The 26268-nt window shown below is 44.1% G+C and carries 22 protein-coding genes; 2 read left to right on the top strand and 20 right to left on the bottom strand.

Annotated features, from left to right (window positions below):
• Positions 1-113: 113 nt before the first annotated feature.
• The 9 genes from GPK88_RS14930 to eno all read right to left on the bottom strand — a co-directional run bounded on the left by GPK88_RS14930 (position 114) and on the right by eno (position 10709).
• A complete protein-coding gene (locus GPK88_RS14930) occupies positions 114-899 on the bottom strand; it encodes a 5-deoxy-glucuronate isomerase (RefSeq protein WP_215707994.1) in 786 nt (261 codons plus the stop codon).
• Positions 900-915: 16 nt separating this feature from the next.
• Positions 916-2847 carry a 3D-(3,5/4)-trihydroxycyclohexane-1,2-dione acylhydrolase (decyclizing) gene (iolD, locus tag GPK88_RS14925; RefSeq protein WP_215707993.1) on the bottom strand — a complete coding sequence of 644 codons (1932 nt, stop codon included), beginning with the start codon at positions 2845-2847 and terminating at the stop codon, positions 916-918.
• Positions 2848-2865: 18 nt separating this feature from the next.
• On the bottom strand, positions 2866-3900 hold the full coding sequence (iolC, locus tag GPK88_RS14920) for a 5-dehydro-2-deoxygluconokinase (RefSeq protein ID WP_215707992.1): 1035 nt from the start codon (positions 3898-3900) through the stop codon (positions 2866-2868).
• 385 nt (positions 3901-4285) lie between these two features.
• Positions 4286-5314 carry a LacI family DNA-binding transcriptional regulator gene (locus GPK88_RS14915; RefSeq protein ID WP_148446739.1) on the bottom strand — a complete coding sequence of 343 codons (1029 nt, stop codon included), beginning with the start codon at positions 5312-5314 and terminating at the stop codon, positions 4286-4288.
• A 154-nt stretch (positions 5315-5468) separates the two neighbouring features.
• Complete coding sequence (gene larC, locus GPK88_RS14910) at positions 5469-6845, bottom strand: nickel pincer cofactor biosynthesis protein LarC (protein ID WP_215707991.1); 1377 nt, start codon at positions 6843-6845, stop codon at positions 5469-5471.
• Positions 6846-7589 carry a nickel pincer cofactor biosynthesis protein LarB gene (gene larB / locus GPK88_RS14905; RefSeq protein ID WP_215707990.1) on the bottom strand — a complete coding sequence of 248 codons (744 nt, stop codon included), beginning with the start codon at positions 7587-7589 and terminating at the stop codon, positions 6846-6848. It abuts the gene before it with no gap.
• 120 nt (positions 7590-7709) lie between these two features.
• Complete coding sequence (locus GPK88_RS14900) at positions 7710-8447, bottom strand: ABC transporter ATP-binding protein (protein ID WP_148446745.1); 738 nt, start codon at positions 8445-8447, stop codon at positions 7710-7712.
• A 23-nt stretch (positions 8448-8470) separates the two neighbouring features.
• Positions 8471-9247: an ABC transporter permease gene (locus GPK88_RS14895; RefSeq protein ID WP_148446747.1), complete on the bottom strand. Its 777-nt coding sequence runs from the start codon at positions 9245-9247 to the stop codon at positions 8471-8473.
• A 166-nt stretch (positions 9248-9413) separates the two neighbouring features.
• Entirely contained in the window at positions 9414-10709 is a 1296-nt protein-coding gene (eno, locus tag GPK88_RS14890; protein ID WP_215707989.1) for a phosphopyruvate hydratase, read from the bottom strand.
• A 362-nt stretch (positions 10710-11071) separates the two neighbouring features.
• On the opposite strand from eno, the gene GPK88_RS14885 reads away from it, so the two are divergent.
• Complete coding sequence (locus tag GPK88_RS14885) at positions 11072-11563, top strand: DUF2798 domain-containing protein (protein ID WP_148446751.1); 492 nt, start codon at positions 11072-11074, stop codon at positions 11561-11563.
• 71 nt (positions 11564-11634) lie between these two features.
• On the opposite strand, the gene GPK88_RS14880 is transcribed toward GPK88_RS14885, so the two are convergent.
• From GPK88_RS14880 to GPK88_RS14865, 4 genes are all read right to left on the bottom strand, one after another.
• Positions 11635-12969: an MATE family efflux transporter gene (locus tag GPK88_RS14880; protein ID WP_173761917.1), complete on the bottom strand. Its 1335-nt coding sequence runs from the start codon at positions 12967-12969 to the stop codon at positions 11635-11637.
• 11 nt (positions 12970-12980) lie between these two features.
• The gene (locus GPK88_RS14875) at positions 12981-13970 is read right to left on the bottom strand and encodes a RelA/SpoT-related domain-containing protein (RefSeq protein ID WP_148446755.1); all 990 of its coding nucleotides are present in this window, start codon (positions 13968-13970) and stop codon (positions 12981-12983) included.
• A gap of 35 nt (positions 13971-14005) precedes the next feature.
• Positions 14006-14818, bottom strand: coding sequence for a purine-nucleoside phosphorylase (locus GPK88_RS14870; protein ID WP_173761916.1), 813 nt, complete (start codon positions 14816-14818; stop codon positions 14006-14008).
• A gap of 67 nt (positions 14819-14885) precedes the next feature.
• Positions 14886-15746 carry an alpha/beta hydrolase gene (locus GPK88_RS14865; RefSeq protein WP_173761915.1) on the bottom strand — a complete coding sequence of 287 codons (861 nt, stop codon included), beginning with the start codon at positions 15744-15746 and terminating at the stop codon, positions 14886-14888.
• A gap of 289 nt (positions 15747-16035) precedes the next feature.
• On the opposite strand from GPK88_RS14865, the gene GPK88_RS14860 reads away from it, so the two are divergent.
• Entirely contained in the window at positions 16036-17091 is a 1056-nt protein-coding gene (locus tag GPK88_RS14860; RefSeq protein ID WP_173761914.1) for a LacI family DNA-binding transcriptional regulator, read from the top strand.
• Positions 17092-17225: 134 nt separating this feature from the next.
• Here GPK88_RS14860 and GPK88_RS14855 read toward each other — a convergent pair whose 3' ends face one another.
• The 7 genes from GPK88_RS14855 to GPK88_RS14825 form a co-directional block, all read right to left on the bottom strand.
• Positions 17226-17741: a GNAT family N-acetyltransferase gene (locus GPK88_RS14855; protein ID WP_243278892.1), complete on the bottom strand. Its 516-nt coding sequence runs from the start codon at positions 17739-17741 to the stop codon at positions 17226-17228.
• Positions 17742-17822: 81 nt separating this feature from the next.
• Positions 17823-18659: a YitT family protein gene (locus GPK88_RS14850; RefSeq protein ID WP_174095619.1), complete on the bottom strand. Its 837-nt coding sequence runs from the start codon at positions 18657-18659 to the stop codon at positions 17823-17825.
• Between the two features lie 134 nt (positions 18660-18793).
• Positions 18794-19141 carry a Fe-S-containing protein gene (locus GPK88_RS14845; RefSeq protein ID WP_173761911.1) on the bottom strand — a complete coding sequence of 116 codons (348 nt, stop codon included), beginning with the start codon at positions 19139-19141 and terminating at the stop codon, positions 18794-18796.
• Positions 19142-19163: 22 nt separating this feature from the next.
• On the bottom strand, positions 19164-20543 hold the full coding sequence (locus GPK88_RS14840; protein ID WP_215707988.1) for an urease accessory protein UreH domain-containing protein: 1380 nt from the start codon (positions 20541-20543) through the stop codon (positions 19164-19166).
• A gap of 192 nt (positions 20544-20735) precedes the next feature.
• Positions 20736-22898: a 1,3-beta-galactosyl-N-acetylhexosamine phosphorylase gene (gnpA, locus tag GPK88_RS14835; protein WP_173761909.1), complete on the bottom strand. Its 2163-nt coding sequence runs from the start codon at positions 22896-22898 to the stop codon at positions 20736-20738.
• Between the two features lie 34 nt (positions 22899-22932).
• Positions 22933-24048 (bottom strand): phosphotransferase enzyme family protein, encoded by a 1116-nt coding sequence (locus tag GPK88_RS14830; RefSeq protein WP_118064697.1) that lies wholly within the window; start codon positions 24046-24048, stop codon positions 22933-22935.
• A gap of 77 nt (positions 24049-24125) precedes the next feature.
• Positions 24126-26150, bottom strand: coding sequence for a beta-galactosidase (locus GPK88_RS14825; RefSeq protein ID WP_118064695.1), 2025 nt, complete (start codon positions 26148-26150; stop codon positions 24126-24128).
• Positions 26151-26268: the final 118 nt, after the last annotated feature.

Below are 26268 nucleotides of genomic sequence, written 5' to 3'. Positions count from 1 at the left end.
CAATTTTTTTCATAATAGCAGCAGGTCTGCCACTGTCCGTTCCTCACGGACAGCAGCATTCTCCTCTTCCTGCTGCCTGTTATTTACGTTTCAGTATCTGTTTCTCCGAATCCTTAAAACTCGGCGTCATGAAGCCAGGTATATCTCTCATCCTCGCAGCGGTCTGTCTGCAGCCACGGATTTCCGTCAATATGGCGGATCATCCAGCATGTATACATCTGATATCCAGGTGCAACTGCCTGCGGATGAAGCTCTCCTCCTGGAATTGCGGAAAAGCTCTCGTCTGTACTCTTAAATACCTGGTCACCCACAAAGCTTGCTCCGAATCCTTCCGGATGGTCAAATTTGAAGAAGTATGTCTCAGGCTGCGGATGTCTGTGCGGCAGGTATCCGGACCAGTTTCCTCTGTCATTGAGGACCTCGCCAAGTACCATATTGGATTCCGGGGAAATGTCGTGATCAAAGATAGTATTTACTCTTCTCTTTGCCACGTTTCCGAATTTGCCTACGCTGGAATATCCCCAGGGAGCATCTTCCGGTTTGTAAAGCTTTGCACCGAAATCTTTCTCATTCTTTGTGCACTGAACAAGGATCTGTGACTCTGCATTTGCCACAACTGTGATCTCAGTTCCTGTACATCCGTGAACGCACCACGGTCCCTCTGTGAACACATCTTTTCTGGTTGCTGCTGCTTCGTTTCCGTTCCATTTATAGGTGATATTTCCGGAGAGGAGGAGAACTGCTGTCTCCTCACCCTCTCTTAAAAATGTTCTTGTCTCTCCTGCTTTCATACGGTAAACACGGATGTCCATCATCATGGCCTTGTACTCATTATCGTATGTTGTAAGAATCTTTTCGCCTTTTTCGTCATATTCCGGATAACCAAATACTTTACTCATTTTCTTACCTCCCAGATTAGTACAGTCTTGCCTCTTCACGGCCTTTCATAACTCCCTCGCAAGCCTTTCTTACGCTTTCTTTCTCAGATGTTGTTGCGATTCCTACATCCCACCAGGACTCATATCCGTCTGTCATGGTCTTCGGGATAACCTTCAGATCAAAGAGGCATGCGATCTCCTGCTTTTTGGCATCTTCCAGAGCATCTACCAGTTCCTGGATTGTGCGGCAGGTGTATGTCTTCAGGCCATAGCCTTCGCCGATCTTTGCATAATCTACAGGGATCAGATCTCCGGTCGGTTTCTTGCCGTCTGTGTAACGGAACTCCGTTGCAAGGCTTCCGATTCCGTGATTCATCTCAAGGTTGTTGATGCAGCCAAATCCGCAGTTATCAAATACCATGATATTGACTTTCTGTCTCTCCTGCATGATAGTCATGATCTCACTGTGGAGCATCTGGAAGCTGGAATCTCCAACTACGCAGTATACTTCATTATCCGGCTCGGCAAATTTCACACCAAGGGTAGCTGCAACCTCATATCCCATACAGGAATATCCGTACTCTGCGTGATATCCGCCACGTTTGTCTGTTCTCCACATACGCTGCATACAGCTTGGAAGGGAACCGCCTGCTGTGATGATGGTTGCATCTTTGTCGATAGTTCTGTTGATGGCTGCAAGTGCTGCTGTCTGTGTGATCTTTCCGTTTGTAAGCTTTACATACTCCGGAATTGTACGAGGATCTCTTGCCTTGATCAGCGGCTCAAAATCATCTCCTGTGTACTCAATGCTACCAAGGCGCTCCATCTCTTTATCCCATGCAGCTTTTGCTTTCTCGATCTCATCTGTGTATGCAGATTTATATCCTCTTGCACGAAGCTTTTCTGCAAGTGCTTCTACGGTAGCTTTTGCATCACCCACTGCTTTTACTGCATCCATCTTGTATGCGTGGAATCTGCAGTTGTTGATGCTTACGAACTGAACATCCTCGTTCTGGAACAGATGCTTGGAGCTTGTTGTAAAGTCAGACATTCTGGAACCGATGGAGATTACCACGTCTGCGTCTTTACCGATGATGTTGGAAGCGTAGGTTCCTGTTACACCGATACCTCCAAGACAATATGGATTGCTGGACTGGCAGGCACTCTTTCCGGCCTGTGTCTCGCCAAACGGGATCTTGAACTCCTCACAGAATTTCTCAACGGTTTCTCCTGCTTCTGAGTAACGGACACCACCACCAACAACGATAAGCGGTTTCTTAGCTCCTGCGATGATCTCTGCTACATCCTCAAGCTCTTCATCTACTGCAACCGGTCTTGTGATTCTGTGTACTCTCTTCTTGAAGAAGTACTCCGGGAAGTCAAAGGACTCACCCTCAACATCCTGGCAGAGTGCGATACAGCATGCACCTGTCTCAGCCGGATCTGTAAGAACTCTCATTGCGTTAATAAGAGCTGTCATAACCATCTCCGGTCTTGTGATTCTGTCCCAGTATTTGCAGACCGGTTTGAATGCATCGTTTGTGCTGATTGCAAGGCTGCTGCTCTGCTCCAGCTGCTGAAGAACCGGGTCAGGCTGGCGGGATGCAAAAGTATCTGCCGGGAATACAAGAAGCGGAATGTTGTTTACTGTAGCTGTCGCACATGCGGTTACCATGTTTGCAGCTCCAGGTCCGATGGAAGATGCACAAGCGATAATTTTCTTACGGTTGCTCTGTTTTGCAAAAGCGGTTGCAACGTGGCACATGCCCTGCTCGTTTCTTCCCTGAAGGACTTTTAACTGGCCCGGATTGGTATCCAGTGCTTCACCAAGTCCTACTGCAATGCCGTGTCCGAAGATCGTGAAAAATCCTTCTACAAATTTTGTCTCCACTCCGTCCATGGAAACATACTGATTATCCAGAAATTTTACAATTGCCTGTGCAGTTGTCATTCTTACTGTCTTTGCCATTTTTTCCACTCCTTTTCTTTATACTCTTGCGATCATTTCGCCGAATTTTTCTTTTTCATCTTTAATAAATGCATGAACCTCATCCGGTCCCGGAAGGGAATCGGAACAGTTGTTGCTCTTAACCATCATGGATGCCTCTGCAGAACCGAATTCCAGACAGTCAATGATCTCCCAGCCCTGATACAGTCCATACAGGAATCCGGAACCGTATCCGTCGCCGCCGCCGAAGCCTTTTCTTGCCTCAACCGGGAATGGCTTGATGCTGAATTTCTGTCCGTCGATGGTGTATGCTGTGGAGCCTTTCATACCGTGTTTGATCACAACGATCTTAGCATTCTTTGCCTGCCAGTAAGCTGCGCTCTCCTCATCGGTCATACCCTCTTTGATCAGCTTCTCTGTAAGGTCGAATTCTTCTCTGGAGCCCATGATGATGTCGGCTTCCTTGGCTACGATGGAATAGTAGATGGAAATCTCATCTGCGTTCTTCCAGTTGTATTCTCTGTAATCAATATCAAAGATGATCTTTGTATTTACTTTCTTTGCAAGCATAACTGCTTTGATGGCTGCTTCTCTGGACGGGCTCTCTGCAAGAGCTGTTCCGGAAATGAGAATTGCTTTTGCGTTTTTGATGTAGTCCTCATGGATATCATCTACATGAAGCTGCAGGTCTGCGATGCGGTTACGGTACATCAGGATGCTGCTTTCCTTCGGAGAAAGCATCTCGGTAAAGGTAAGTCCCAGTTTCTCTCCGTTTGTGCACTTTGTGATCTGTGAGGTATCGATTCCTCTCTCATTGAAATAATCCACTACATACTCACCGAACTGATCGTCAGAAACCTTTCCGATGAATCCTGCTTTCAGACCATGTTTGGTAACACCTACAGCGATGTTTGCAGGAGATCCTCCTACGAATTTCTCAAACATATGTACTTTCTTCAGGGGTTTGAACTCTTCTTTCACCTGATCGTTGTAAGCAGGGTTGAAATCAATGGCAACTCTTCCAAGGAGTACCAGGTCCATTGGTCTGGATTCATCAAATTCGATATACTTCATGATCTTACCTCCGTTTGTTTGATGGTTTATTTTTTACTTCTTTTTTGTGTGCTTTTTTGTTTTGCGTGCTTTTCTTTTCATCTAGCGTGCTTTCTTGCGTGTTCCTTATGGTGTTAATATAGCACTCTTTTTCAAATTGAGCAAGTACTTCTTTTCATTTTCTTTGTTTTCTGTTATTCTGTACAATTTCTATGGTTTTATTTTGGTGAAAGTGGCTATTGTTACCATGTGCTTTTACGTGCTTTGTATTTCAGCACGCATATAGCACGCTTTTTGAATGTATATTTTTCATAACAAGGAAGATTCTTTCCATAAAAAAAGCCTGCAGGTTTCCATCCTGCAGACTTTCTTATTTTTCTGTGTGATCTTTCGCCCACCGGCCTGATCACAGATTATATTTGGTTTTGATCTTGATATCTGTAAAAAGAAATTCCCGTTCCGGTTCCTGCCCTTTGGTCAGGATATCTGCCAGGATCCTTGGCGGTTCATAGCCCTGGACATATCCGTTCTGATCGATGAGGAAATCCACGGAATCATTTTTAAGTGCCTTCTCATTCTTCGGTGTCTGGTCATAGATCACAACATACGGGCGACGGTCCAGCCTGAGCTTATCAAACGCTTTCCCCACACCTGCCTGACCACCAGATACTACCAGGATCCCGCTAATCCCGGAAGTACTCATCATGGCATTCTCGATAATATGTTCCACTTCCGATGCCTCATCGAAACTTCCATGAACTCCGGCAATCTCCAGATGTGGAAATGCCCTCTTGGCTTCCTCCACGAAACCATCCACGCGCTGATTGTCAACATGGTTGCTGAAATATCCGGTAATGATGAGGATCTTTCCGCTTCCTCTTGTCATCATTCCCAAGAGACCCGCTGCGGTACGTCCGCTCTTACGGTTATCCATTCCCACAAAGCAGGCTCTTCTTGTCCCCACAATATCCGAGTTAAAGGTTACCACAGGAATATTTTTCTCTTCGATGAGTGCATTCAGTTTTTCCCGGACAGCCTCACTGTCTACCGGCATCACCGCAAGGCCACGGATCCCTTCCTGTTCCAGTTCTTCAATGGCCTGAAGCTGTTCGTCCTCATCTACGGAAAGGCCTTCTTTCAGGATCAGCTGGATTCCTTTTTCTTTCAGTTCCTGGGCAGCCTTCTCAATGCCACGGTTCACTTCCTGCATAAAAGAAGATCTGGCAAGCTGTGTTACCACTCCGATCTTCAGTCTTTCGTCTTTAGCTGTTCTGGAACGTTTCCGCTCTTTCTGTACGTATCCCATCTCGTCCGCCAGACGACAGATCTTCTCTGCCACCTCCGGATTGATCCGTCCCCTGTGATTTAATGCTCTGTCTACGGTTCCTCTGGAAACCCCTGCCCGTTCTGCAATCTGCTGTATCGTTACCGCCATAAATCCTTCTCCTGCTTCTGCCTTACTGTATCACTGCCAGATCCTCTGTCCGGCAATGATCGTTCTATATACATTTATATAGTTTTTTTGAAAATGTGTCAATATGTAAGCCCCATTATCTGCGGACAGTATTCCGTGGACAGGCATGCTGACCTCAGCCCCGGACAGCCATATGGTATGCTTCTTTATAAGAAATTCCCGTTTTTTCACAGAGTTTTTTTATACTTTCGTATTCCGGGTAAAAATATTCCTGCCCGTCAAAAGAGCAGACCTTTACTTCCACCTCTCCAAGAGGAGTGTCAACCGTTCTTTTTTCCCGTTTCAGAATCGTCCGCTCCATCTCCTGGCGGCGGATCCCGATGGTTGTGGTTTCTCTGAAAATGATCTGCTCCATTGTCGGAACTTGTTCCCTCTTACAGAGAACCGTAAGCAGCCACGCCGGACGGTTTTTCTTCATAAATACAGGCATGTAATTGGCTTCTCTGGCTCCTGCCTCATACAGACGTTCCATAACATAACCGAGAGTTTCTCCCGTACAGTCATCTATGTTGGATTCCAGTTTCACGATGGTATCTGTTTCTGTGGAAACATCCGTTCCCGAAACATCCCCGGATTCCCGGATCAGCATGGCCCGGAGGATTCCCGGGCATTCGTACTGGCGCTTGCCTGCTCCGATGCCGATCTTTTCCACTGTGAAATCTTCTGGCAGTTTTTCTGATGTAAGGAATGCTGCCACGACAGCCGCTCCGGTAGGGGTTACCAGTTCACCCTGTACCGGTGTGATATGCAGTTTCAGATGATGGGCACTTACAATATTGCTTACTGCCGGTACCGGAACCGGAAGAATCCCATGCTGGCAACGGATGGTTCCGCTTCCCTCGCAAAGTCTCGGAACGATCACTTCCTCCACATCCAGATCATCCATACAGATTGCAACGGAAAGAATGTCCACAATGGAATCCACCGCTCCTACTTCGTGAAAATGCACCATATCTTCCGGTACATTATGGGCTTTCGCCTCCGCATGGGCCAGGATGGTAAAGATTTTTTTCGCATAGGATCTCGCGCGGTCTGTCATATCTGCATGGTCAATGATCTCCATGATCTCATTAAGGCCACGGTGTTCATGATGACGGTGCCCATGATGAGAATGCATTGTTTCTGTATGTGTATGACTGTTCTTGTGGGCTTCCTGTACATAATCATGAGAATGGGTATGCTCATGAACTTCCAGGGCTTCATGACTATGTTGATGATGATGCTCCTCATGAGCATGACTGTGAGAATGTCCATGGAGATATTCCATATCATGGTCGTAATTCTCATGTTCCTGATCCAGCAGTACATCAAAATCACAGGCATCGATCCCGGATTTTACCACACGGCTGATCTTTATGTCGAAGCCCTTTACCGGAAGGCTTTTAAGAGCTCTCTCCAGTTTTTTCTGATCTGCGCCAAGATCCAGAAGTGCCGCAACTGTCATATCTCCGCTGATCCCGGAGGTACACTCCAGATATAATTTGTTTTTCATCTATTTTCCCTCCGCAAGCCGGTTGATCTGTGTTGCCAGATATCCGGCTCCATATCCGTTGTCAATATTTACTACCGCAATTCCGTTGGCACAGGAATTGATCATGGTCAGAAGCGCTGACAGACCATGGAAGCTGGCACCATATCCCACCGAAGTAGGAACCGCAATCACCGGACGTTTCACAAGTCCGCCCATCACGCTTGCCAGTGCGCCCTCCATTCCTGCTACGGCAACCACGCAGTTAGCCTCCTGGATGGTATCCAGTCTGGAAAAAAGTCTGTGCATGCCACTGACTCCCACATCATAGATCCGATCTACGTGGGTACCAAAATACTCTGCAGTCTGAGCTGCCTCCTCCGCAACAGAAATATCTGCAGTCCCGGCTGTGCATACAGCCACTTTTCCGATATGTTCCTTTTCTTTTTCAATCTTCAAAATCCCGGAGACAGGATCATAAACTACCTGGGGAAGAATGCTTTTCACCAGTTCATACTGATGTCTAGACGCTCTTGTTCCAAATACTTCTCCGTCTTCCTCATAAAGTTTCTGATAAATATTCAAAAGATGTTCATCGGCTTTTCTTGCACAGTAAACCACTTCTGCAAAACCGGTCCGTTCTTTCCGAGTGGTATCCAGCTTTGCGTAGTCCATCTCCTCATAGCCTTCTTTTTTCAGAAGGTTCTCTGCATGTTCCACAGAGAGCTGGCCGTTCTTTACTTCTTCAAGAATCTGCTGTAATGTCATTTTTCACCTCCCTGTTCTTCCATAGTATAATAACACAATAGCCAGACATTTGCATTATTTCCGCAAATCGTCTGGCTATCGCCATTTTTTCAGGCATCCGCCTGAGCTTTCCTGTTTCTGTTAATCGATCATTCTTTCATACTGTTCAGAAATCTCATCAATATCACCATATGCGATCAGTTTTCCTTTTTCAAGGATCATCGCTTTATTACAGAGGCGCTGTACCTGCTGCAGGGAATGTGAGACAAACAGAACGGTGACACCTTTGTCAAACATACTGAGAACTTTTTTCTCACTCTTTTTCCTGAATTTGGCATCTCCTACGGAAAGTACCTCATCCAGGATCAGGATATCCGGTGACACCAGTGTCGCGATGGAAAATCCAAGTCTCGCTTTCATACCGGAAGAATAGTTCTTGATCGGTACATCAATAAATTCCTTCAGTTCTGAAAATTCAACGATCTCATCAAATTTTTCTTCAATAAACTTCTTGGAATATCCAAGCATTGCTCCGTAAAGATAGATATTCTCACGGCCGGTATACTGTGACTCAAAGCCAGCTCCAAGTTCAAGAAGCGGAACCAGTCTTCCATTTTTGATAACTTTACCTTCTGTAGGTTTAAATACGCCTGCAATTACTTTAAGCAGAGTACTTTTTCCGGCTCCGTTCAGTCCCAGGATGCCAACACGGTCTCCCTTTTCCACTTCAAACTTCACATTCTGAAGAGCCCAGAATTCATTATATTTAATTTCTTTCTTTATGAATTTAATCAGATAGTCTTTCAGGTTATCAACCTTCTCTTTACTGAGATTAAATTTCATACTTACATTGTCTACTACAACTGCCGGTTTTCCCATTTTTCTCTCCTGTAAATCCGCAATTATATATAAAGTATAAATTCATCCTGTTTTTTCTTAAAACAGATCATTCCAACCAGAATTGTCACCAAGCTAAAGCCCAGCGCATATACAAAATAATGGATATTCATCATTTCTCCAAACATGGCAGAACGAAAAATACTGATTGTGCAATACAATGGATTGAATTTCAGTATCCATGCAAAACCACTCTTCAAAAGTCTGGACGGATAATAGAAAATTGCACAAGTATACATAATGATCATCAGTGCTACTGACCACAAATACTCCATATCCCTGAAAAAGACTCCAATTGTCGCAAGAATCATTCCGATTCCATAAGAAAGTAAAAGCACCAGTATCAACGCGATCGGTATCTGGAACATATAAATAGTTGGCTGAATTCCAAGCACAACGCTTACGATCGCAAGCACAATCAATGAAATCAGAAAAATCACGTAGTTATAAAGTACACTGGATAATGGATAGATATACTTCGGTACATATACTTTTTTGATCATTCCCGCATTCGCTCTGACTGATTTCAGCGCACGTGACGTTGAATTTGAAAAATAGCTGTACAGCAAACGACCGGTAAGAATATATACAGGAAACGTCCGATCCTTATTTCCAAACAGAGTACCAAATACGATAGTCAGTACAATCATAGTAAGCAACGGTTCCAAAAGCGACCAGACAATACCAAGATAGGAACGTCGGTATTTCAACTTAATTCCTTTTTTTACAAGCTCTCCCAGAAGGAACCTGTAATGTAAAAAAGTATTTACGTATTCTTTCATAGCATCTCCAATATTAAATTTTTTATTTGTTTCACGCGGCTGTTAAACATAATATACCATTTTTACAAATCTGGCAACATTATTTTTGCCCAAAAACCGGGGCCGGTACAGAAAAAATCTGTTCCGGCCCCGATGTACTCTTGGCTAATTTTATATGAAAGTTCCTTTATCTCTTAATGTTGAATGCCTGGAATCCCGGGTATACCGCTGCATCACCAAGTTCTTCTTCAATTCGGAGAAGCTGATTGTATTTTGCAACACGCTCACTTCTGGACGGCGCTCCGGTCTTGATCTGGCAGGTATTTAATGCTACCGCAAGATCTGCAATAGTTGTATCTTCTGTCTCACCGGAACGATGAGATGAGATTACAGTATAGCCTGCTTTATGTGCCATTTTGATTGCTTCCAGAGTCTCGGATACAGAGCCGATCTGATTCAGTTTGATCAGGATGGAATTTCCGCATCCAAGGCTGATACCTTTTTCAAGGCGCTCGGTATTTGTAACAAACAGGTCATCACCTACAAGCTGTACTTTTCCACCCAGCTCTTTTGTCATGATCTGCCATCCTTCCCAGTCTTCCTCGTCAAGGCCGTCCTCGATGGAGTAGATCGGGTATTTCTCAATCAGGTTCTTCCAGTGTTCCACAAGCTGGGCAGATGTAAATTTCTTTCCGCATTTCGGAAGGACATACTCACCTTTCTGGCTTCCTTTCCACTCACTGGATGCAGCATCCATAGCAAGTACGAAATCTTTTCCAGGCTCGTATCCTGCTTTCTTTACTGCCTCAAGAATGTACTCGATGGCTTCCTCGTCACTTCCAAGATCCGGCGCAAAGCCGCCCTCATCACCAACGCTTGTTGCAAGACCTTTCTCTTTGAGAAGTGCAGCAAGTGCGTGGAATACCTCTGTACACCAGCGAAGTCCCTCTTTGAAGCTTGGTGCTCCTGCCGGCATGATCATGAACTCCTGAACATCTACAGTATTTGCAGCATGTGCTCCACCATTTAAGATGTTCATCATCGGAACCGGAAGTCTGTTTCCGTTCACGCCGCCAAGGAATCTGTAAAGCGGAATGTCAAGGGAAATCGCTGCCGCACGGGCGCATGCGATAGATACCGCAAGGATAGCGTTTGCACCAAGTTTGGATTTGTCCTTTGTTCCGTCTGCCTTAATCATAGCAGCGTCTACAGCATAAATGTCAGATGCATCCATTCCTGTCAGTGCATCGTTGATTACAGTATTGATATTTTCAACGGCTTTGGAAACACCTTTTCCTCCGAAACGGCTTTTATCCTGATCTCTCAGCTCAAGTGCTTCGAATTCTCCTGTGGATGCTCCGCTCGGTGCTGCTCCTCTTCCGATAGTTCCATCTGCCAGATAAACTTCCGCCTCTACGGTCGGATTTCCTCTTGAATCAATGATCTCTCTTCCAATGACTTTCTCGATCTCTAAATATTCCATTTGATATTTATCCTCCTGTCTGGCCTTTTCGCCCTGTCCGTAAATTTTGCCCGGGCCGCTTTTTGTCAGGGGATTGCGGCCCGCCACAATTATTTACGCAATAGTTAGAACCTACTAACCGTATATAAGTTTACTATATCTAACTTTCGTGGTCAAGAGGGGTTATTGTTTATTTTTTCTCAACTACATATTGACAAGGCTTTGTTGATTATGCTAATATAACCGCCGGAATAAAAACTGAATATGGTTTATGACAAAATCCTGTCATATATTGGAAACGCACATTCTCCTGAATGATTAACGAACAACACATGCTCTAAGGTTTTACATTATCACTTAATCATTTTAAAGGAGGATTTTTTATGCCAAAAAACAAATTTCAGGAAGTCATTTTTACTATCATCATGGTATTTTTCATGGTTTACGCCATGATCTGTTACAACATCGTACTGAACACCGGAGCAATGACAAATAGCGTGTTCCTCTCTGCTTTTCGTGAGCTTACTTTTATGGGACCGATCGCCTTTGTTCTTGATTTCTTCCTTGTATCCAAACTTGCTTTTGCCTGCGCAAACCGCATGGTAGATTTCCGCAGCTGTCATCCGTTCAGCATGATCCTTGCAATCTCTGTTGCTTCCATTGCTTTCATGTGTCCGCTGATGAGCTTTTTTGCAACTCTTTTCTTTAAACATGCAGGAAATCAGTTTATTGCTGTCTGGCTTCAGACAACTTTTATGAATTTCCCGGCAGCCTTTTTCTGGCAGCTGATCTACGCAGGTCCTATTGTACGTTTTATTTTCAGACATATTTTCCCTGAAAAAGAAAGCGCCAAAGAAGCCGCTACAAATATGTAACTACAAATAATTTCAAAGTGTTAAAAAGCACGCTGCTTTTGGATTTCCAGGCAGCGTGCTTTTTTATACTGTTATACTGTTTTTTTCTCAAATACCGGCATCCGGAAAATTTTTATAATCAGCGGAATTACCATAATAAACCATACAATGGGCTCTGCCACAATCACACCGGTATACCCCAGAAGCGGCACCAGCGTCATCGCAATGATAACTTTTTCAATCATTTCCAGAGAACTGGAAACCAATGGAATCACATATTCCCCCAGGCCCTGCATGGAATTACGCAGCATGCTGATCACAGCAGTCACAAAATAAAAAAGCGTATCAAATTTCAGATAATTGGTTGCATTAAGAATTACTGTTTCATTCCGGCTTCCGGTAACCAGATAAACCAGATGTTTTCCTATGGTAAAACTTAAAATTGCGGCAAATACCGACCAGATACAGGTATACATAATCGCAAGGCCGATTCCTTTTCGCACACGGTCCATTCTCCCTGCTCCTGCATTCTGTCCACAGAACGTTGCCATGGTCTGGCCGAACACGCTGAACATGATCATAAACATTTCGGTAATTTTCCGCGCTGCCGTATGTGCCACGATAATATCTCTTCCCAGACGGTTGATGGATGTCTGTAAAGCAAGCGTTCCAAGATTTACAAGAGAACTCATAAATCCCATGGACAATCCTGCACTCAGCATATTTTTCATCATGGATTTATCCGGCTTTACAAAATCCTCTCTCTTCAGCCGAAGAATCTCATATCTGCGAACCATATAAAACCAGCACACCAGAAATGCCAGTACCTGTGAAAGCACCGTGGCAATGGCCGCTCCCCGGACTCCTGCCTTCACTACCCGTATAAAAAACAGATCTCCTGCAATATTTAAAACCACAGATACCGCCAGGATCATTAACGGCGTAACCGTATCTCCCAACGCACGCAACGACGCAGCACAAGCATCGTAAAGAAATGTTGCCAGCATACCGGCAATAATAATAAAAATATACTGTGCAGCCATATTTACCAGATGCTCCGGCACATTTAAGAATGTAAGGATCGGGTGTAGAAACAGAAGTCCTATAACTGTCAGAAGTAATGCAATTGCGCTTCCCATCATCAGAGACAAGGCGAAAGATTTTCGCACGCTTTCCTTCTTTCCGGCACCAAATTTCTGTGCGGTAATAATGGCAAAACCATTTGCAAGGCCCAGCAGAAACCCGATAATCAGTCCACTTAAAGCACTGGTTGCTCCCACCGCCGCCAACGCATCTTCCTTAAGAAAAGTTCCCACAATCCTGGTATCCACAAGGCTGTACGTCAGCTGCAAAAGATTCCCCAGAAACACCGGAAGTGCAAAAGAAAGAATCAAAGCGGAAGGTTTTCCCTTTGTCAGATCTTTCATAGCATCCTCCCTCAGTCAATGATATCATTCTGAAAACGGGAAAGATGCTCATAGGGAAGAATCATTCTTCCGCGGAACAGTCCACAGCCGTCATTGATCAGGCTGTTGTTTACCGCCCCGAACATATTGACATCCAATTTTGCAAGATCCAGACCCAGAAGTCTCATCCCACGTTCATAAGCCTCGTCAAAATAAATACATTCGCCATGAGGGATCGCATCTCTTCGCCTGCGCTCACTTTCCTGTTTTTTCTCATAGCTTAAGTGATTGGCAGAGCCGATCTCTGCCACATCATCCATGTCTTTGGTCCGCAACTGTACTTCCATATAGCTTCTGGAACTGTTATCATAAAAGGTAATATGCAGAGACTGATAATCATCCTCACTGTTGTTGCAGATATAATCCCGATAGTAAGGTTTGGCTTCCTCGCTGAGCAATGGAGAAGTGCTTTCCTGCACGCCTCTGGCCGGCTCTGCGGTAAATCCTCTTTCTTCCAGAAAACCCGGGAGCACATTTGCAATCTCATAGAGATAACGCAATTCTTCCTCTCTGGCATTTTCGCCATTTTTTAGATGACACCTGGGCATGGCGATAACGATCCGGTAAGCGATAAAATCCCGAAAACAGCTTAAGCGCTCCTTGATCTTAGATACAGAAGGATATTCTCCATGTTCTTTATAATAATCATAGATAAACTCCACCACATATCCATTAAATTTTTCTTCTGCGCGGATCAGAGATTTAATTCTCCCCTTGAAGGTAAATGCCAGAAACGGATATTCCCCGGCCATATATTTATAGAATTCCCGGATTTTCTGGGACTGGGCAGTAAGGAAATCATTATGTTCCAGAAGTTCCTGGATCTGGATCAGAAAATTGCAGTGTACCAGATCGATTTCGTTATGTTTTTCCTTTGCCTCTGTCCTAAGATCCCGGATATATTTTTTCAGTATCCGAAGAAGAGTATCTCCGGAATACAGATAATCGTTTAATGTTATCATTTGTGTTTCTCTTTTCTTATTTTAGTTTTTCAGGATCACATATTTACAACAACTTTTTCAACCAGTTTCTGGAAAGATTTTGCCACGCGGTCTGCCGTCTCCTGCACTTCTTCATGATTCAGAGCTTCCTTGGAAATCCCTGCTGCCATATTTGTAATGCAGGAAATTCCGCAGACTTCCATTCCCATATGGCGGGCAGCCATGGCTTCACATGCTGTACTCATTCCAACCGCATCTCCACCCCATCGCTGAGCAAGTCTTATCTCTGCCGGTGTCTCATAGTTAGGGCCTGTAAACTGCACATAAACACCTTTCTGAAGTTCAATGCCACATTCCACCGCACATTTACGGATCACATCCTGAAGGCGGAGACTGTATACTTCACTCATATCCGGAAATCTGGTTCCAAGCTCATCAATATTGGGTCCAATCAAAGGACTTGGAACTGCAGTTGTAATATGATCTGTAATCATCATAAGATCGCCGGGATGGAAGGATGGGTTGGCACCTCCGGCTGCATTGGTAAGAAGCAGTTTTTTTGCCCCAAGCAGCCCCATCAGGCGTGTCGGAAGAACTACGTCAGACATTGGATATCCTTCATAATAATGAACCCGACCCTGCATGATCACAACCGGTGTTTTTTCTACATAACCGAATACAAAGCGTCCCTTATGTCCTTTTACTGTAGATACCGGAAATCCTTCGATATCTGTATATTTAATGATCTGTTCGATCTGGATCCGCTCTGCAAAATCACCAAGTCCAGATCCAAGAACCAGTGCAACTTCCGGTTTGAAATCCGTTTTCTTTCTTACACTTTCCAGACATGTCATTAATTTCTGATACATCGTTTCCGCTTCCTTTCTTATCTTAATATCGTCAGAGCCATGCCCCAAAAATCCCCTGTTTTCTGTTTTATTTTAATTTTCTTCTGAAAAAATCAATAATCCGTTTCCATGTCTCATCCTGGAAAAACTGAAGATCCGCATGATCTGCCCCGTCCAACGTCAGCAAGGTTACATCACAGTCCTGCGCTTCCAGTAGATTATATAATGTTTTTGACTGTACATACGGCACTGTCCGGTCACAGTTTCCATGGATGATCAGAAATGGCGGTGCATCTTTTGTTACTTTGGATACCGGACTGCAGTTATACGCCTTTTCCCTGTTTCGCTTGGAATTAAAGCCCAGAAGAAGAGACTCTGCGGAAGAAGCACATTGTTCTGCGGATTCACACGGAAATGCAGAAAGATCCGTAGGCGGATACCAGGGGCAGGCCGCCTGTACTTTGCTGGATTCTTCCAGATATTCTCCTACATCCAGAGACGGATCATTGTCCAGTGCAGCCATACAGGCAAGATATCCTCCGGCAGATTCTCCCATAACTCCCATTTTTTCTTTATTGATACGGAACCGGTCCGCGTGCGCTTTCAGATAGCGGATTGCTGCTTTTACATCCTGCAGAGGCATTGGATACGGCCCCTGATTAGAAGTACGGTACTCCACACTTGCTACTACAAAACCGCTGCCAGCCAGTCTGCTCAGATAAAGATTATGGGCTGATTTATCCATCATCAGCCACGCTCCGCCACAGATCCAGAGTATGCACGGATATGTGGCTCCATCCTGCGCTTCCGGATAGATAATATCTAATTTCAGGTCTCTTCTGCAATGACCAAACCAGGAGTCCACCTGTGCATAGGTTACATCACTTACCGTAATGTACTGCGGTTTTTCTATTTCCAGTTTCAGTGTCTGCTTTTCTGCTTTTGCCATAGTATCTACCCCTTTCTGATTATTATATTCTGTTTTCGAAGGATCTTTTTTCTATTTTATCACAATACCACTCTTTCTGCCTTTATTTTTTCATCCAATATTCTGTTTTTCACCGTCTGGCGCAAAAACTGAAATTCACACTTAATCTTTTAAAACTGTACTAAATATTTTGTTTATAAGTGCTAAATATTTATCTAAACGCTTCACTAAACAATTGACTTTCTTTATGAACTACTATATAATTTACAATAATAAACGATGTATTGCACTCCAAAGGAGGATTTTTGATATGACAAATAAAGAAATTGCTCAAAAACTGGGAATTTCACCGGCAGCACTTTCACTGATCATCAACCATAAACCTGGCGTGTCCGACGCCACCCGTACCAAAGTACTCTCCCAGCTGAAAGAAATGGGCTACGGAAATCTGATCAAAAAAGTATCCGCTCCCGCCGGAACAAATCTGGCTTTTATTATTTACAAACGCCACGGAGAAATTCTGGATCTGCATCCTTTTTTTCTTCTTTTAATGGAAAATATAGAAAACCATGCCCGTTCTTTTGGTTACAATATCATTCTCTGCACGGTAGACAAACGTCGGGAACTGGCCCCGCAGCTTTCTTATCTGAATACCCTGAACTGTCAGGGGGCCATTATCTTTGCCACAGAAATGCAGGATGAAGATATTGCTCTTTTTCAGAAGCTTCCCTATCCGTTTGTTGCAATGGATAATGATTTTTCCAGGCTTTCCTGCAATACTGTTGCCATCAATAATCAGATGGGCTCTTTTCAGGCAATTGAACACCTCGTCAAAATGGGACACAAAAGAATCGGTTATCTGAAATGTAACATCCGGATCAACAGTTTTGTGGAACGTGAGAACGGATACCGGGCAGCCATGGAGCATTTTGGTCTGAATCTTGATGAAAAAGATATTATTACCCTTCATTATACAGAAGAAAGCAGCTACCGGGATATGCGGGAATATCTGGAATCCTTTGACCGGTCACACGCTTCCCTGCCAACTGCTTTTGTGACAGATGACGATACCATCACCGTAGGAGTTCTGCGCGCACTGACAGAACAGGGATATCAGGTTCCAGAGGAAATTTCCCTGGTAGGATTCAACGACCGCCCAGCCTGTCAGGTTACCGTTCCTCCTCTGACTTCTGTAGATGTTTCCAAGCATGCCATCTCTGTGGAAACAGTCGATGAACTTCTGCGTATGATCAGCAACCGGGAAAAAGAAATTCCGGAGCTGCGCTCACGCAAACTCCGGATTGGTACAAAATTAATTTTAAGAGATTCTGTGAAGCAGATTTCTTCTTTCAATAATGAATGCTGATTTCACAGAATCTTCACTCTTTAAGCGAACAGACTTTAGATCCACTTCCACAGCACATCCAAAGCCTCGTTGTATCAAGAGGCTTGGATATGCGCTCATTCATTCCCGCACTTTTGATCAGCTGTACATCTTTTTCAAAGGCATTGGAATATATATTCCATCTCATTCCATTTTACATTTCCCAAAACAGAAGCGGAAATTCCTGTATATTCAAATCCCATCCTTTCATACATTCCGACTTTCCCATCCACGCAGGTGAGGATCGCTTTCTTTCTCCCCCGTTCCTGCTCTCTGGCAAGATAACGCATCATCAATTCCCTGGCAAGCCCCTGTCCGCGATGTTCCGGAAGAACTTCCAGGCCAAGAAGCATATTGTTCTTGCCATTCGGCATACTTAAGTCTGCATCTGTAAAAAACTTATCCTGAAAAACTTCTTCATCCGTTGCAAGACCTGTAAGATATCCTGCCAGCTTCCCTGTTTCCCGGTCTTCTGCCACAAGAAACAGTTCCGGGATTTTTTCCACCCGGTCTATAATATCCTTTCTGCTGATTGTCTCTGCCGGAGGGAAACAGATCTGCTCGATCTCTGTCGCCTGATCTGCCTCATCCTTACGTATGGAACGAAATTCGTATTTTTCTGATAGATTCATAATTCTTCTCCTTTGTTTTTTCCTCATCCTTATACAGGATAACATTTTTTCGGAGAAAAACCCATCTTTTATTGTAAAGCCTTATCGCAGGATCTCATCAATAGTTGAAACAGTACTGAAAGATCCTTTATTCCTGGAAATAATCTCTTTCACTTTCTGCAGTTCAAAGTAATTCACATAACAGATCAATGTTTTATTTTCCCCCGCGATCACACCGGAAGAATTGATAATAGTACAGGTTTTATTCAGTTCTTCTTTAATATCGCAGATGATTGAATCTGGATCTTTTGTGATGATGGTCACCTGTTTCAATGCCTCAAAATGATCTGTGAAATGATCGATGATGGAAGTTGCCACGATGTACACCAGAAGACTTAAAAGTGCGGAATCTCTGTCAAGAAGTACAAACACCGCCCCATATACACAGGCATTGAATACAATTAATATGTAGGAAATACTGTAGTCTTTGCCCGAATGATTGTAGATTTTTTTTACAATGATATTGGCAAAAATCTCAGAGCCGTCAATGCAGCCACCATTTCGGAGAATCAGAGAAAGTCCTGCTCCAAGAATCGCCCCTCCGAAAGCCACCGCAATAAAATGTTCTGTATTTAGTTCAAAAGGGATTTTTTCAAAGTAGGAAAGACCTATTGTGTAGATTACAAAACCTACGAACGTTTTTGCAAAGAAATATTTACCGATAAGAATGATCCCGGCGATCAGAAATGGCAGAAAGACAATCAGTACACACAACGACAGATTATACCCAGTGAGTTTGCTTATGATAATGGCAATTCCGGCAGTTCCGTAATCGATGGCATCATTGGGAAGCAGGATACAGGCAACGGAAAAGCTGGCCAGTATGGCTCCGATAATGATCATCAGATACGAAAACAATGTTTTGATTTTTTTGTTCATAAAGACCTCCTTTTTGTAAGCAAAATTGTCTGTCAATAGCAGTAAAAAAGCTGCTATAATAGATTTTTCTATTGTAACAGCCTTGTTTTCCCTCTTTTGGAATGGATTTATTATATGATGTTTTCTTTTTCCTGTCAATGCTGCATTAACTCTGATATGCACCCTTCCTGTTTATAATAGCCATTTCCGGAATCATAACAGATCTGGCAGGTATTAAAAGCGGTACGGATGGTTCCATCCGAAGTCTTTACTGCCATCACTTCCATTTCTGTGCCATCTACATTTACAGAATAAAAAGCTGCATTTTCTGTCAGTTCGTCAACCGGTATGGTCAGGTTCCCGCCGGAGCTGACGCTGATTTCCTGATTTTCATCTGCTGTGGAAATCTCTTCTGTAGTTGTTGTTTCGGTTGCATTTCCACATCCTGCAAGCACTGTCATTGCTGTGAGAAACACCATACCTGTTATCATAAATTTTTTCATCTTTAACATTACTCCTCTGTTTTTATTTTCCTGTTACATAAATAGTCCCTGTGATCATGCCCATCCAGCAGCTATACGTATAGACGCCTTCTTTTTCCGGTATAAATTCGATGACATTTTCTCCGTTCTCGAAAGTATGATCCATTCCAAAATCCTGAAGGATCATCTTATAATTACATCCATTGATGCTGCCCTCCGGTACCTGGATCTCCCACTTTACAGGTTCCCCTGCCTTCACAGTAATATCCGGATACCGTCCAGAACGCAATATACTGGAAACATACTGCACTCCATCTTTTTCCACTGCCGTATCTGTCTGATCATTATCCTGCACATTGTCCGCTTCTGTTGCCGCCTTTTCGCCGGACCTGCTACCAAAACCTGATAGCGCACTCCCCTGAGACATCATAGCCAGCCCCATAACAACCACCAGGATCGCGCCTGTTTTTAGGATCTGTCTGGTAAATTTCTTTCCCAGTGCGGAAAAAATCGAACCAAATCCCAGCATCAGAGGAACCGTTCCCAGACTGAAACAGAACATGGAAAAAGCTCCGGAGGCCCAGCTTCCGGAAGCCAGTGCAACAATCTCCATAGACTGCAGTGGTCCACAGGGCATGAACCCATTACACAGCCCAACCAGAAAAGGTGTCCTTTTTTTCCATAAAGATTTCCTACCAGAAAATGAAATGTGAATCCTCAGTTTCCGAAGTCCCGGAAAAATCCCCAGCATATTTCCCCCCATAACGACCATGATAATTCCAGCCAGGAGTTTCAGAGATCCCTGAAACACGGTGGAAGTCTGTAAACTGTCACCGATCCCTGCCAGACCACCCACGGCCCCGAGAACTCCTCCTATCACAGTATAGGAAACAACCCGTCCCATATTATAGGAAAATGTATTCCGAAACATTGACCTTGATATTTCCTCTGCGTTCGCTTCTTGCTTCTGCAAGGTCTGGGAAAGATTGATCCCGCCACACATGGCAATACAATGTACAGAAGTGATCAGGCCAATGACAAACAGCATTCCATATCCCATTCCTGTCTCTGCAAGAGAATCCGGCGCAAGATGGTTAAGAATCCCAAAGTGTTGCAGGACCAGAAACAGAAAGGCGATCACAAAAATTTCTCCTGCCGCCTGACAGAAACGTTTTCTTCTGAATTTCTCCCCGGGGATCATCTGATATCCCAGATCCTCGATCAGCTTACGGATCTCATCCAGTGTGATCTGCTGTGGCTCATAGTAAAATTCTGCCTGTGACCGTTCATAACTGACTGTGACATCTGTAATCCCGGTTCTGGATCTCAGTGCATTCCAGATCCTAGTCTGACAGTTGATACAGGTCATACCATCAATATATACCCTCTCATGTTTCAATGTTTTTCTCCTCACCTTTTTCATAAGATTTCTGAATCAGACTCCCACATTCCATTTTTCATTTAAAACAAAACAAAAACTGTTACAATAAATCATAGATTCTACTGTAACAGTTTTTTATTTCCTAGTATTGTGATAGGCTTATTATATTATAGGTTTTATCCTCTGTCAACGCCGTCAGGAAATTTCACAGAATCTTCACGAACGACACTTTTCTCAGATCTGATACCAGCGGATCTCATTGGCTTCCAGATGAAGGTCAAAACTCTGTCCGTCCCCTGTGTAAACTGTGGTATCCTGTGGCTCATACGTGTTGTTTACCACACAGTATTTCTTATTTTTCACATAAGCATGTACTTCCACATTATAATTGGAAGAAAACCAACGGTGAAGTTCGCCTTCCGCTGCCGCTGACCAGAGTACAGCTCTGTAAAGAATACGGCTGTTACAGAAGCTGTACGGAAGTCCGCTGATATAAACACCACGGCCTTTTCCAAAGGTTTTCACCGCCATCTGGACTTCCTGGTCTTTCTGGATCAGGATCTTCGTATCCGGCAGTGCAAAGATATTCTTTTTGCCCTCGCCGAAATCTACGGTTCCGTCTGTATCTTCCAGAATAAAATGATCTCTGTGTTCTTCCCAGTTGTATTTGTCTGTATTGAGATTAAATCCTCTTTCTTCCTCTACTCCCAGGATATCATCCAGCTGAAAGAATTTTCCCTGCCACTGGTGGGCTGCCGGCTCACCAACGCCGATAAAACCGCCGCCATTGTAGACAAATTTCCGCACTGCTGTAAGGATTTCCGGATTTGCCCAGTTCTCGCCGCCGGACTGTGCAGTGTCCGCATCACCTACATTGATGATCACGTCAAAATCATTAAGAAGATCTTTATTTTCACGGATATCATCGAAACTGATAAAGGAAACATCAAACGGCGCACCGCTTAATGCCTCGATGATTCCAAAATAAGAATAATTCTGTTTGTAATAGATAGCATGATGTACCATATGGTTGCCCCAGGAGCGCATTTTTCCCCAGCAGTTTAAAACTGCCACACGTTTTACGCAGTATGGCGTGGTTCCCTGGATATTGTCATAGAGCACACGAAATTCCTGGCATACTTCTTTGATATACTGTACGAAATCCGGAAATTCCAGAGCCAGCTTCAGATAGCCGCCATAGCCGATTCTCTGGATCGGGCTTCGAAGGATAGCTCTTCTTGCAGTTACCCAGTTTACTTTTGCCTCTTTTACCGGATCTCCGCCTTCATGGAAGGTATCCGGGAAAAAGTATGGAAGAAATCTTCCTTCTGTATATTTTACATGTTTGATATCGCTGAACAGACGTAAGGTTGCTCCGTTTCCAACACTTCCCACTACTGCATCCAGTCCGATGGAAGCAAACTCATCCATAAAAGGCTCCATGCCGATCCAGTGATCGCCCATGAACATCATGGCTTCTTTTCCATACTCATGGACAATATCTACCATTTCCTTTGCAAGCTTTGCCACTTCTCTTCTCTGAAAAGCCTGGAAATCTTTAAATTCCTTTGACGGGATACGGTAGGTATTATTCATATACCCCTGGTCAATGATAAACTCCGGACGGAATTTATAGCCTACTTCCCGCTCAAACTGTTCCAGAATATAAGGGCTCACTGAGGCAGAATATCCAAACCAGTCCACATATTTTTCTCTTGCCATCTCGTCAAAGATCAGCGTAAACTGATGAAAAAATGTGGTAAATCGTACCACGTTCACATAATCATGCGAATCCAGAAATCTGCGGAGACGTTCCAGGGAATGTGCCCGTGTTGCAGGCTGGCGCACATCAAAGGTGATCTGAGGCTCTACATCCTTCCAGTCATTGACAACAGCATTGTACATATGTACCGGGTCCCACATGATATATGCAAGAAAACTTACCGTATACTCATGAAACTCTTTTGCCGGACGGATCACCACATTTCCGGATTTTTCATCATAGGACCATTCTTCTGTACCGACAGCCTCTCCTGTGGTACGGTCCATAACTTCCCACCATCTTTTAATATCATCTCTGGTATTGACAGCAAGCATATCCGGATACAGATGGTCCATCAGGTGTATCTCCAGAGTATCGGAAACTGCCGTGTGAAAAGATGTCATGATATACATCTGCTGGATCTCTTCCGGATGTGCCTTCGCCCAGGCATTATCCTTTCTGGTAGTATAATAGGTAGCATATATCTTGGCCCCTGTATTTTTCAGCTCTGCCGGAAATTCTGTTCCGTCACAGTCACGGATGGCATCTGCACCCCACTCATCCAGCATTTTCAGTGTCTCCGGAATCACATCCAGATCTGTCGGGATGGTCACTCTTCCTTTTGTCTCGCTCATTATCTTTACCTCCATTGTAAAAATCCCCTGTTTTTTATTTCTGATATTTTTTTACGATTGCCTGCATCTGCTCCCATTTCTGCTCCATATCTGCCACCAGCTTAAACTGTGTACGACAGCGGTCCAGATTATGGTCTTCACGGTCGATTTTAAAATAATGATCTCCTTCCAGATAGTCAGTAAGAAAACGGATGCCACATTCATAGGTCATCACCTTGGCGCCCATAGGAAGCATCTCGATCTCCCTGGCGTTTAACTTGTCTCCACAACTTTCCAGAAAACCTTTCACGTAAATCTCGTAGAGCTCCATGTCACAGGAGACTTTACTTAAATCTTTCTCATCTTCCAGCGCAGTGCTGGCTCCGAACCGGATCGCATCACCAAAATCATTCATGGCCAGTCCTGGCATTACAGTATCCAGATCGACCACACAGATTCCCTTTCCCGTTTCCAGATCGATCATGATATTATTCAGTTTTGTATCGTTATGGGTTACCCGAAGTGGAACTTCCCCATTTTCCAGAAGTTTTCCAAATATTCCAGCCAGATCTTCATGCTGCAGTGCAAACGCAATTTCTTCTTTTACCGATGCGGCACGGTGACAGCAGTCCTTTTCCACGGCATCTTTCAGCGCCTGAAAACGCTTTTTTGTATCATGGAAATCCTTTATGGTTTCATGCAGAGTCTCTGCCGGATAATCAGCCAGCATTTCCTGAAATTTTCCAAATGCAACAGCACTTTCGTAAAAATCTTCCGGTTTTTCCACCAGATCATAGCTTACTGCATCGGTAATAAAAATATAGGCTCTCCAGCACTCTCCGTTCTCATCTGTCAGATATGCTTTTCCCTCTTTTGTGGGAATCAGATTCAGAACTTCCCGTTCCAGATCTCCACCCTTCTCAATGACCTTCTTTTTCAGATGTCCGGTGACTCCTGCGATATTTTCCATAAGCTCTTCCGGTTTCTGAAAGATCTCCCTGTTGATCTTCTGGAGGATCACCTTGATGGAGCCCATTTCTCCGATCCGGTATCTCAGCATGTAGGTTCCATTGATATGCCCGCTTCCGCAGGGGGCGCAGGAAATCAGTTCCCCGGTAAATGCAAACTGATCCGCGATTTTTTTTATCTCTTCTTTTTGTATCTTTGTCATCTTACCTTCTCTTTCCCAGACAGCAGTAAAAAGCATACCGTCCGAAAGCAGATATGCTTTATACTTTTTTGCTGTGATTATTTTTTCCCCTTTAAGATTCTTGTAGTAAGCGGGGCCATAATTTCACTGTCCGATCCATAAAGGACTTCGTAACCTTCCGGAACAGAAACTGTTTCCGTTTTCTCCCCGAAATTCTGGATAAACAGATATTCCGTATCTTCATTTTCCCTGGTTGTCACAGAAACTCCTTCCGGTATAAACGTAAGCGGCATCTCCACACCGGCTTCTTCTGCTGCTCGTCCCAGGAAGTCCTCATAAAAGGCTGCTTCCATATCGGCTGCCACATAGTAAACATGGCCTTTTCCATATTTTTTGTGAGTCAGCACCGGATAGCCCTGATAAAAATCTTTTCCGTAACGCATCAGCACTTCCGCATCGGAAACTTTTGCTAGCTCACAGAGATTTTTGCAGGTATAGCTTTCTGTAAGTTTGAGGTGATTTCCGGTTTCCGGAATACCGGTATTTTCTTCCCAGTCATAAAGCGCATCGATTTCTTCTGCACGGATGCCTGCTGTTTCCATGAGACCGTGAGGCGTTCCCCCAAGATAACATTTATCTGTCTCATCTACAAGTCCGGACCAGTAGGAAATTACCAGTGTACCTCCATTTTCAGCAAAGGTACGAAGCTTTTCGGCGTATCCGTGATAGAACATATAGGCCATCGGTACTGTTACCAGCTTATAATCAGACAGGTCATGTTCCATACTGATAATATCGGTATTATAACCTTTTCTTCGAAGTGCACGATATTGTTTCTGTACGTTTTCCTGGTAATGCATATCTTCATTTCGAGGTCCCTGGGCATCTTTCAGCGCCCAGTCATTTTCACGGTCATAAAGAACAGCCACCGGAGACTTCGTTACACTTCCCACAGTTTCCTGGATCTGTTCCAGAACTTTTCCTACCTCTGTCACTTCACGAAAAACTCTGGTATCATCACCGCCATAGTGATCGATCACCGCACCGTGGAATTTCTCGGAGGCACCCTGACTCTGGCGGAGCTGGAAATACAGGACACTGTCGGAACCATGGGCGACTGCCTGCAGGGAAGCAGCCAGATGCATTCCCGGTTTTTTCAGCTTATTGATCGGCTTCCAGTTGGTTGCAGAAGGACAGGATTCCATCAGAAGGAACGGTGCTTTTTTGATACTCCTCATAAGGTCGTGCTGCAAGGCTCCATCCACTGCTGTGGTATAGTTGTCTTTTTTATGCCAGCTTGGGTAATTATCCCAGGAAGCGATATCCATAACATCCTTAAACTTTTTATAGTCAAGTCCGTCGTAGTCGTACATCAGATTGGCGGTTGCCGGAAGATCTGACCCGCCTGCGCGGATCGCAGAAATCTCATGTTTCATGAAATCTACAGTTCTGTCTGTAACAAAACGTTTCCAGTCCAGAGTCAGTGCATGAAGCGCATTTTCTCCTTTTGGTGACGGACTTTCGATCTGGTCAAAGCTGTTGTAGGTATGGCTCCAGAAGGTTGTGCACCATCTGGAATTCAGATTCTCAATGGTTCCATATTTCTCTTTCAGCCATTCCCGGAATTTTTCCTGGCACAGAGGACAGTGACATTCCCCGCCGTATTCATTGGAAATATGCCACAGGATCACTGCCGGATGTTTTCCGAAGCGTTCGGAAAGCTTCTTATTGATATTAAAAATCTTTTCACGGTATACAGGAGAAGTATAACAGTGGTTATGTCTTCCACCGAAAAATCTTCTTGTCCGATCCGGGTCCATACGGAGAACTTCCTCGTATTTATCTGCCATCCATTTCGGTCTGGCTCCGGATGGTGTGGAAAGGATCGTATAAATGCCTTCTTTATACAGATTGTTAATTACCGCTTCCAGCCAGTCAAAGTTATATTTCCCTTCTTCCGGCTCCAGTACAGCCCAGGAAAACATCCCCATGGAAACCGTGTTGATATGTGCTTTCTTAAAATATTCGATATCTTTTTTCAGAATGTCCGGTCTGTCCAGCCACTGCTCCGGGTTGTAATCGCCACCGTGCAGGAAATGGTCATATCTGATCTGCTTTGCCATTTTTTCTTTCTCCTTATATTTTTTATTATGACACTTTATAAAAAGGATGCTGTGTGATCCACTTGAAGCATATTATACAATACACCTACAGCTTTCGACAGCATCCTTTTAAATTTGA

The sequence above is a fragment of the Blautia sp. MCC269 genome, from assembly GCF_018785655.1.
Lineage (GTDB): Bacteria > Bacillota > Clostridia > Lachnospirales > Lachnospiraceae > Blautia_A.
Note: the sequence above shows the minus strand (reverse complement) of the source record. Positions and strands in the feature narration are given on the sequence as shown.

Coding starts and splice junctions, on each gene's coding strand:
- GPK88_RS14885 (WP_148446751.1), top strand. CDS start 11,072: ATGCCAAAAAACAAATTTCAGGAAGTCATTTTTACTATCATCATGGTA.
- GPK88_RS14930 (WP_215707994.1), bottom strand. CDS start 899: ATGAGTAAAGTATTTGGTTATCCGGAATATGACGAAAAAGGCGAAAAG.
- GPK88_RS14865 (WP_173761915.1), bottom strand. CDS start 15,746: ATGGCAAAAGCAGAAAAGCAGACACTGAAACTGGAAATAGAAAAACCG.
- GPK88_RS14850 (WP_174095619.1), bottom strand. CDS start 18,659: ATGAACAAAAAAATCAAAACATTGTTTTCGTATCTGATGATCATTATC.
- GPK88_RS14840 (WP_215707988.1), bottom strand. CDS start 20,543: ATGAAAAAGGTGAGGAGAAAAACATTGAAACATGAGAGGGTATATATT.
- GPK88_RS14830 (WP_118064697.1), bottom strand. CDS start 24,048: ATGACAAAGATACAAAAAGAAGAGATAAAAAAAATCGCGGATCAGTTT.
- GPK88_RS14845 (WP_173761911.1), bottom strand. CDS start 19,141: ATGAAAAAATTTATGATAACAGGTATGGTGTTTCTCACAGCAATGACA.
- iolC (WP_215707992.1), bottom strand. CDS start 3,900: ATGAAGTATATCGAATTTGATGAATCCAGACCAATGGACCTGGTACTC.
- GPK88_RS14895 (WP_148446747.1), bottom strand. CDS start 9,247: ATGAAAGAATACGTAAATACTTTTTTACATTACAGGTTCCTTCTGGGA.
- larC (WP_215707991.1), bottom strand. CDS start 6,845: ATGAAAAACAAATTATATCTGGAGTGTACCTCCGGGATCAGCGGAGAT.
- gnpA (WP_173761909.1), bottom strand. CDS start 22,898: ATGAGCGAGACAAAAGGAAGAGTGACCATCCCGACAGATCTGGATGTG.
- GPK88_RS14870 (WP_173761916.1), bottom strand. CDS start 14,818: ATGTATCAGAAATTAATGACATGTCTGGAAAGTGTAAGAAAGAAAACG.
- GPK88_RS14900 (WP_148446745.1), bottom strand. CDS start 8,447: ATGGGAAAACCGGCAGTTGTAGTAGACAATGTAAGTATGAAATTTAAT.
- GPK88_RS14855 (WP_243278892.1), bottom strand. CDS start 17,741: ATGAATCTATCAGAAAAATACGAATTTCGTTCCATACGTAAGGATGAG.
- GPK88_RS14880 (WP_173761917.1), bottom strand. CDS start 12,969: ATGAAAGATCTGACAAAGGGAAAACCTTCCGCTTTGATTCTTTCTTTT.
- GPK88_RS14915 (WP_148446739.1), bottom strand. CDS start 5,314: ATGGCGGTAACGATACAGCAGATTGCAGAACGGGCAGGGGTTTCCAGA.
- GPK88_RS14875 (WP_148446755.1), bottom strand. CDS start 13,970: ATGATAACATTAAACGATTATCTGTATTCCGGAGATACTCTTCTTCGG.
- GPK88_RS14860 (WP_173761914.1), top strand. CDS start 16,036: ATGACAAATAAAGAAATTGCTCAAAAACTGGGAATTTCACCGGCAGCA.
- larB (WP_215707990.1), bottom strand. CDS start 7,589: ATGACATTACAGCAGATTCTTGAAGAAGTAAAGAACGGCCAGCTCTCT.
- GPK88_RS14825 (WP_118064695.1), bottom strand. CDS start 26,150: ATGGCAAAGCAGATCAGATATGACCATTTCCTGCACGGTGGCGATTAC.
- iolD (WP_215707993.1), bottom strand. CDS start 2,847: ATGGCAAAGACAGTAAGAATGACAACTGCACAGGCAATTGTAAAATTT.
- eno (WP_215707989.1), bottom strand. CDS start 10,709: ATGGAATATTTAGAGATCGAGAAAGTCATTGGAAGAGAGATCATTGAT.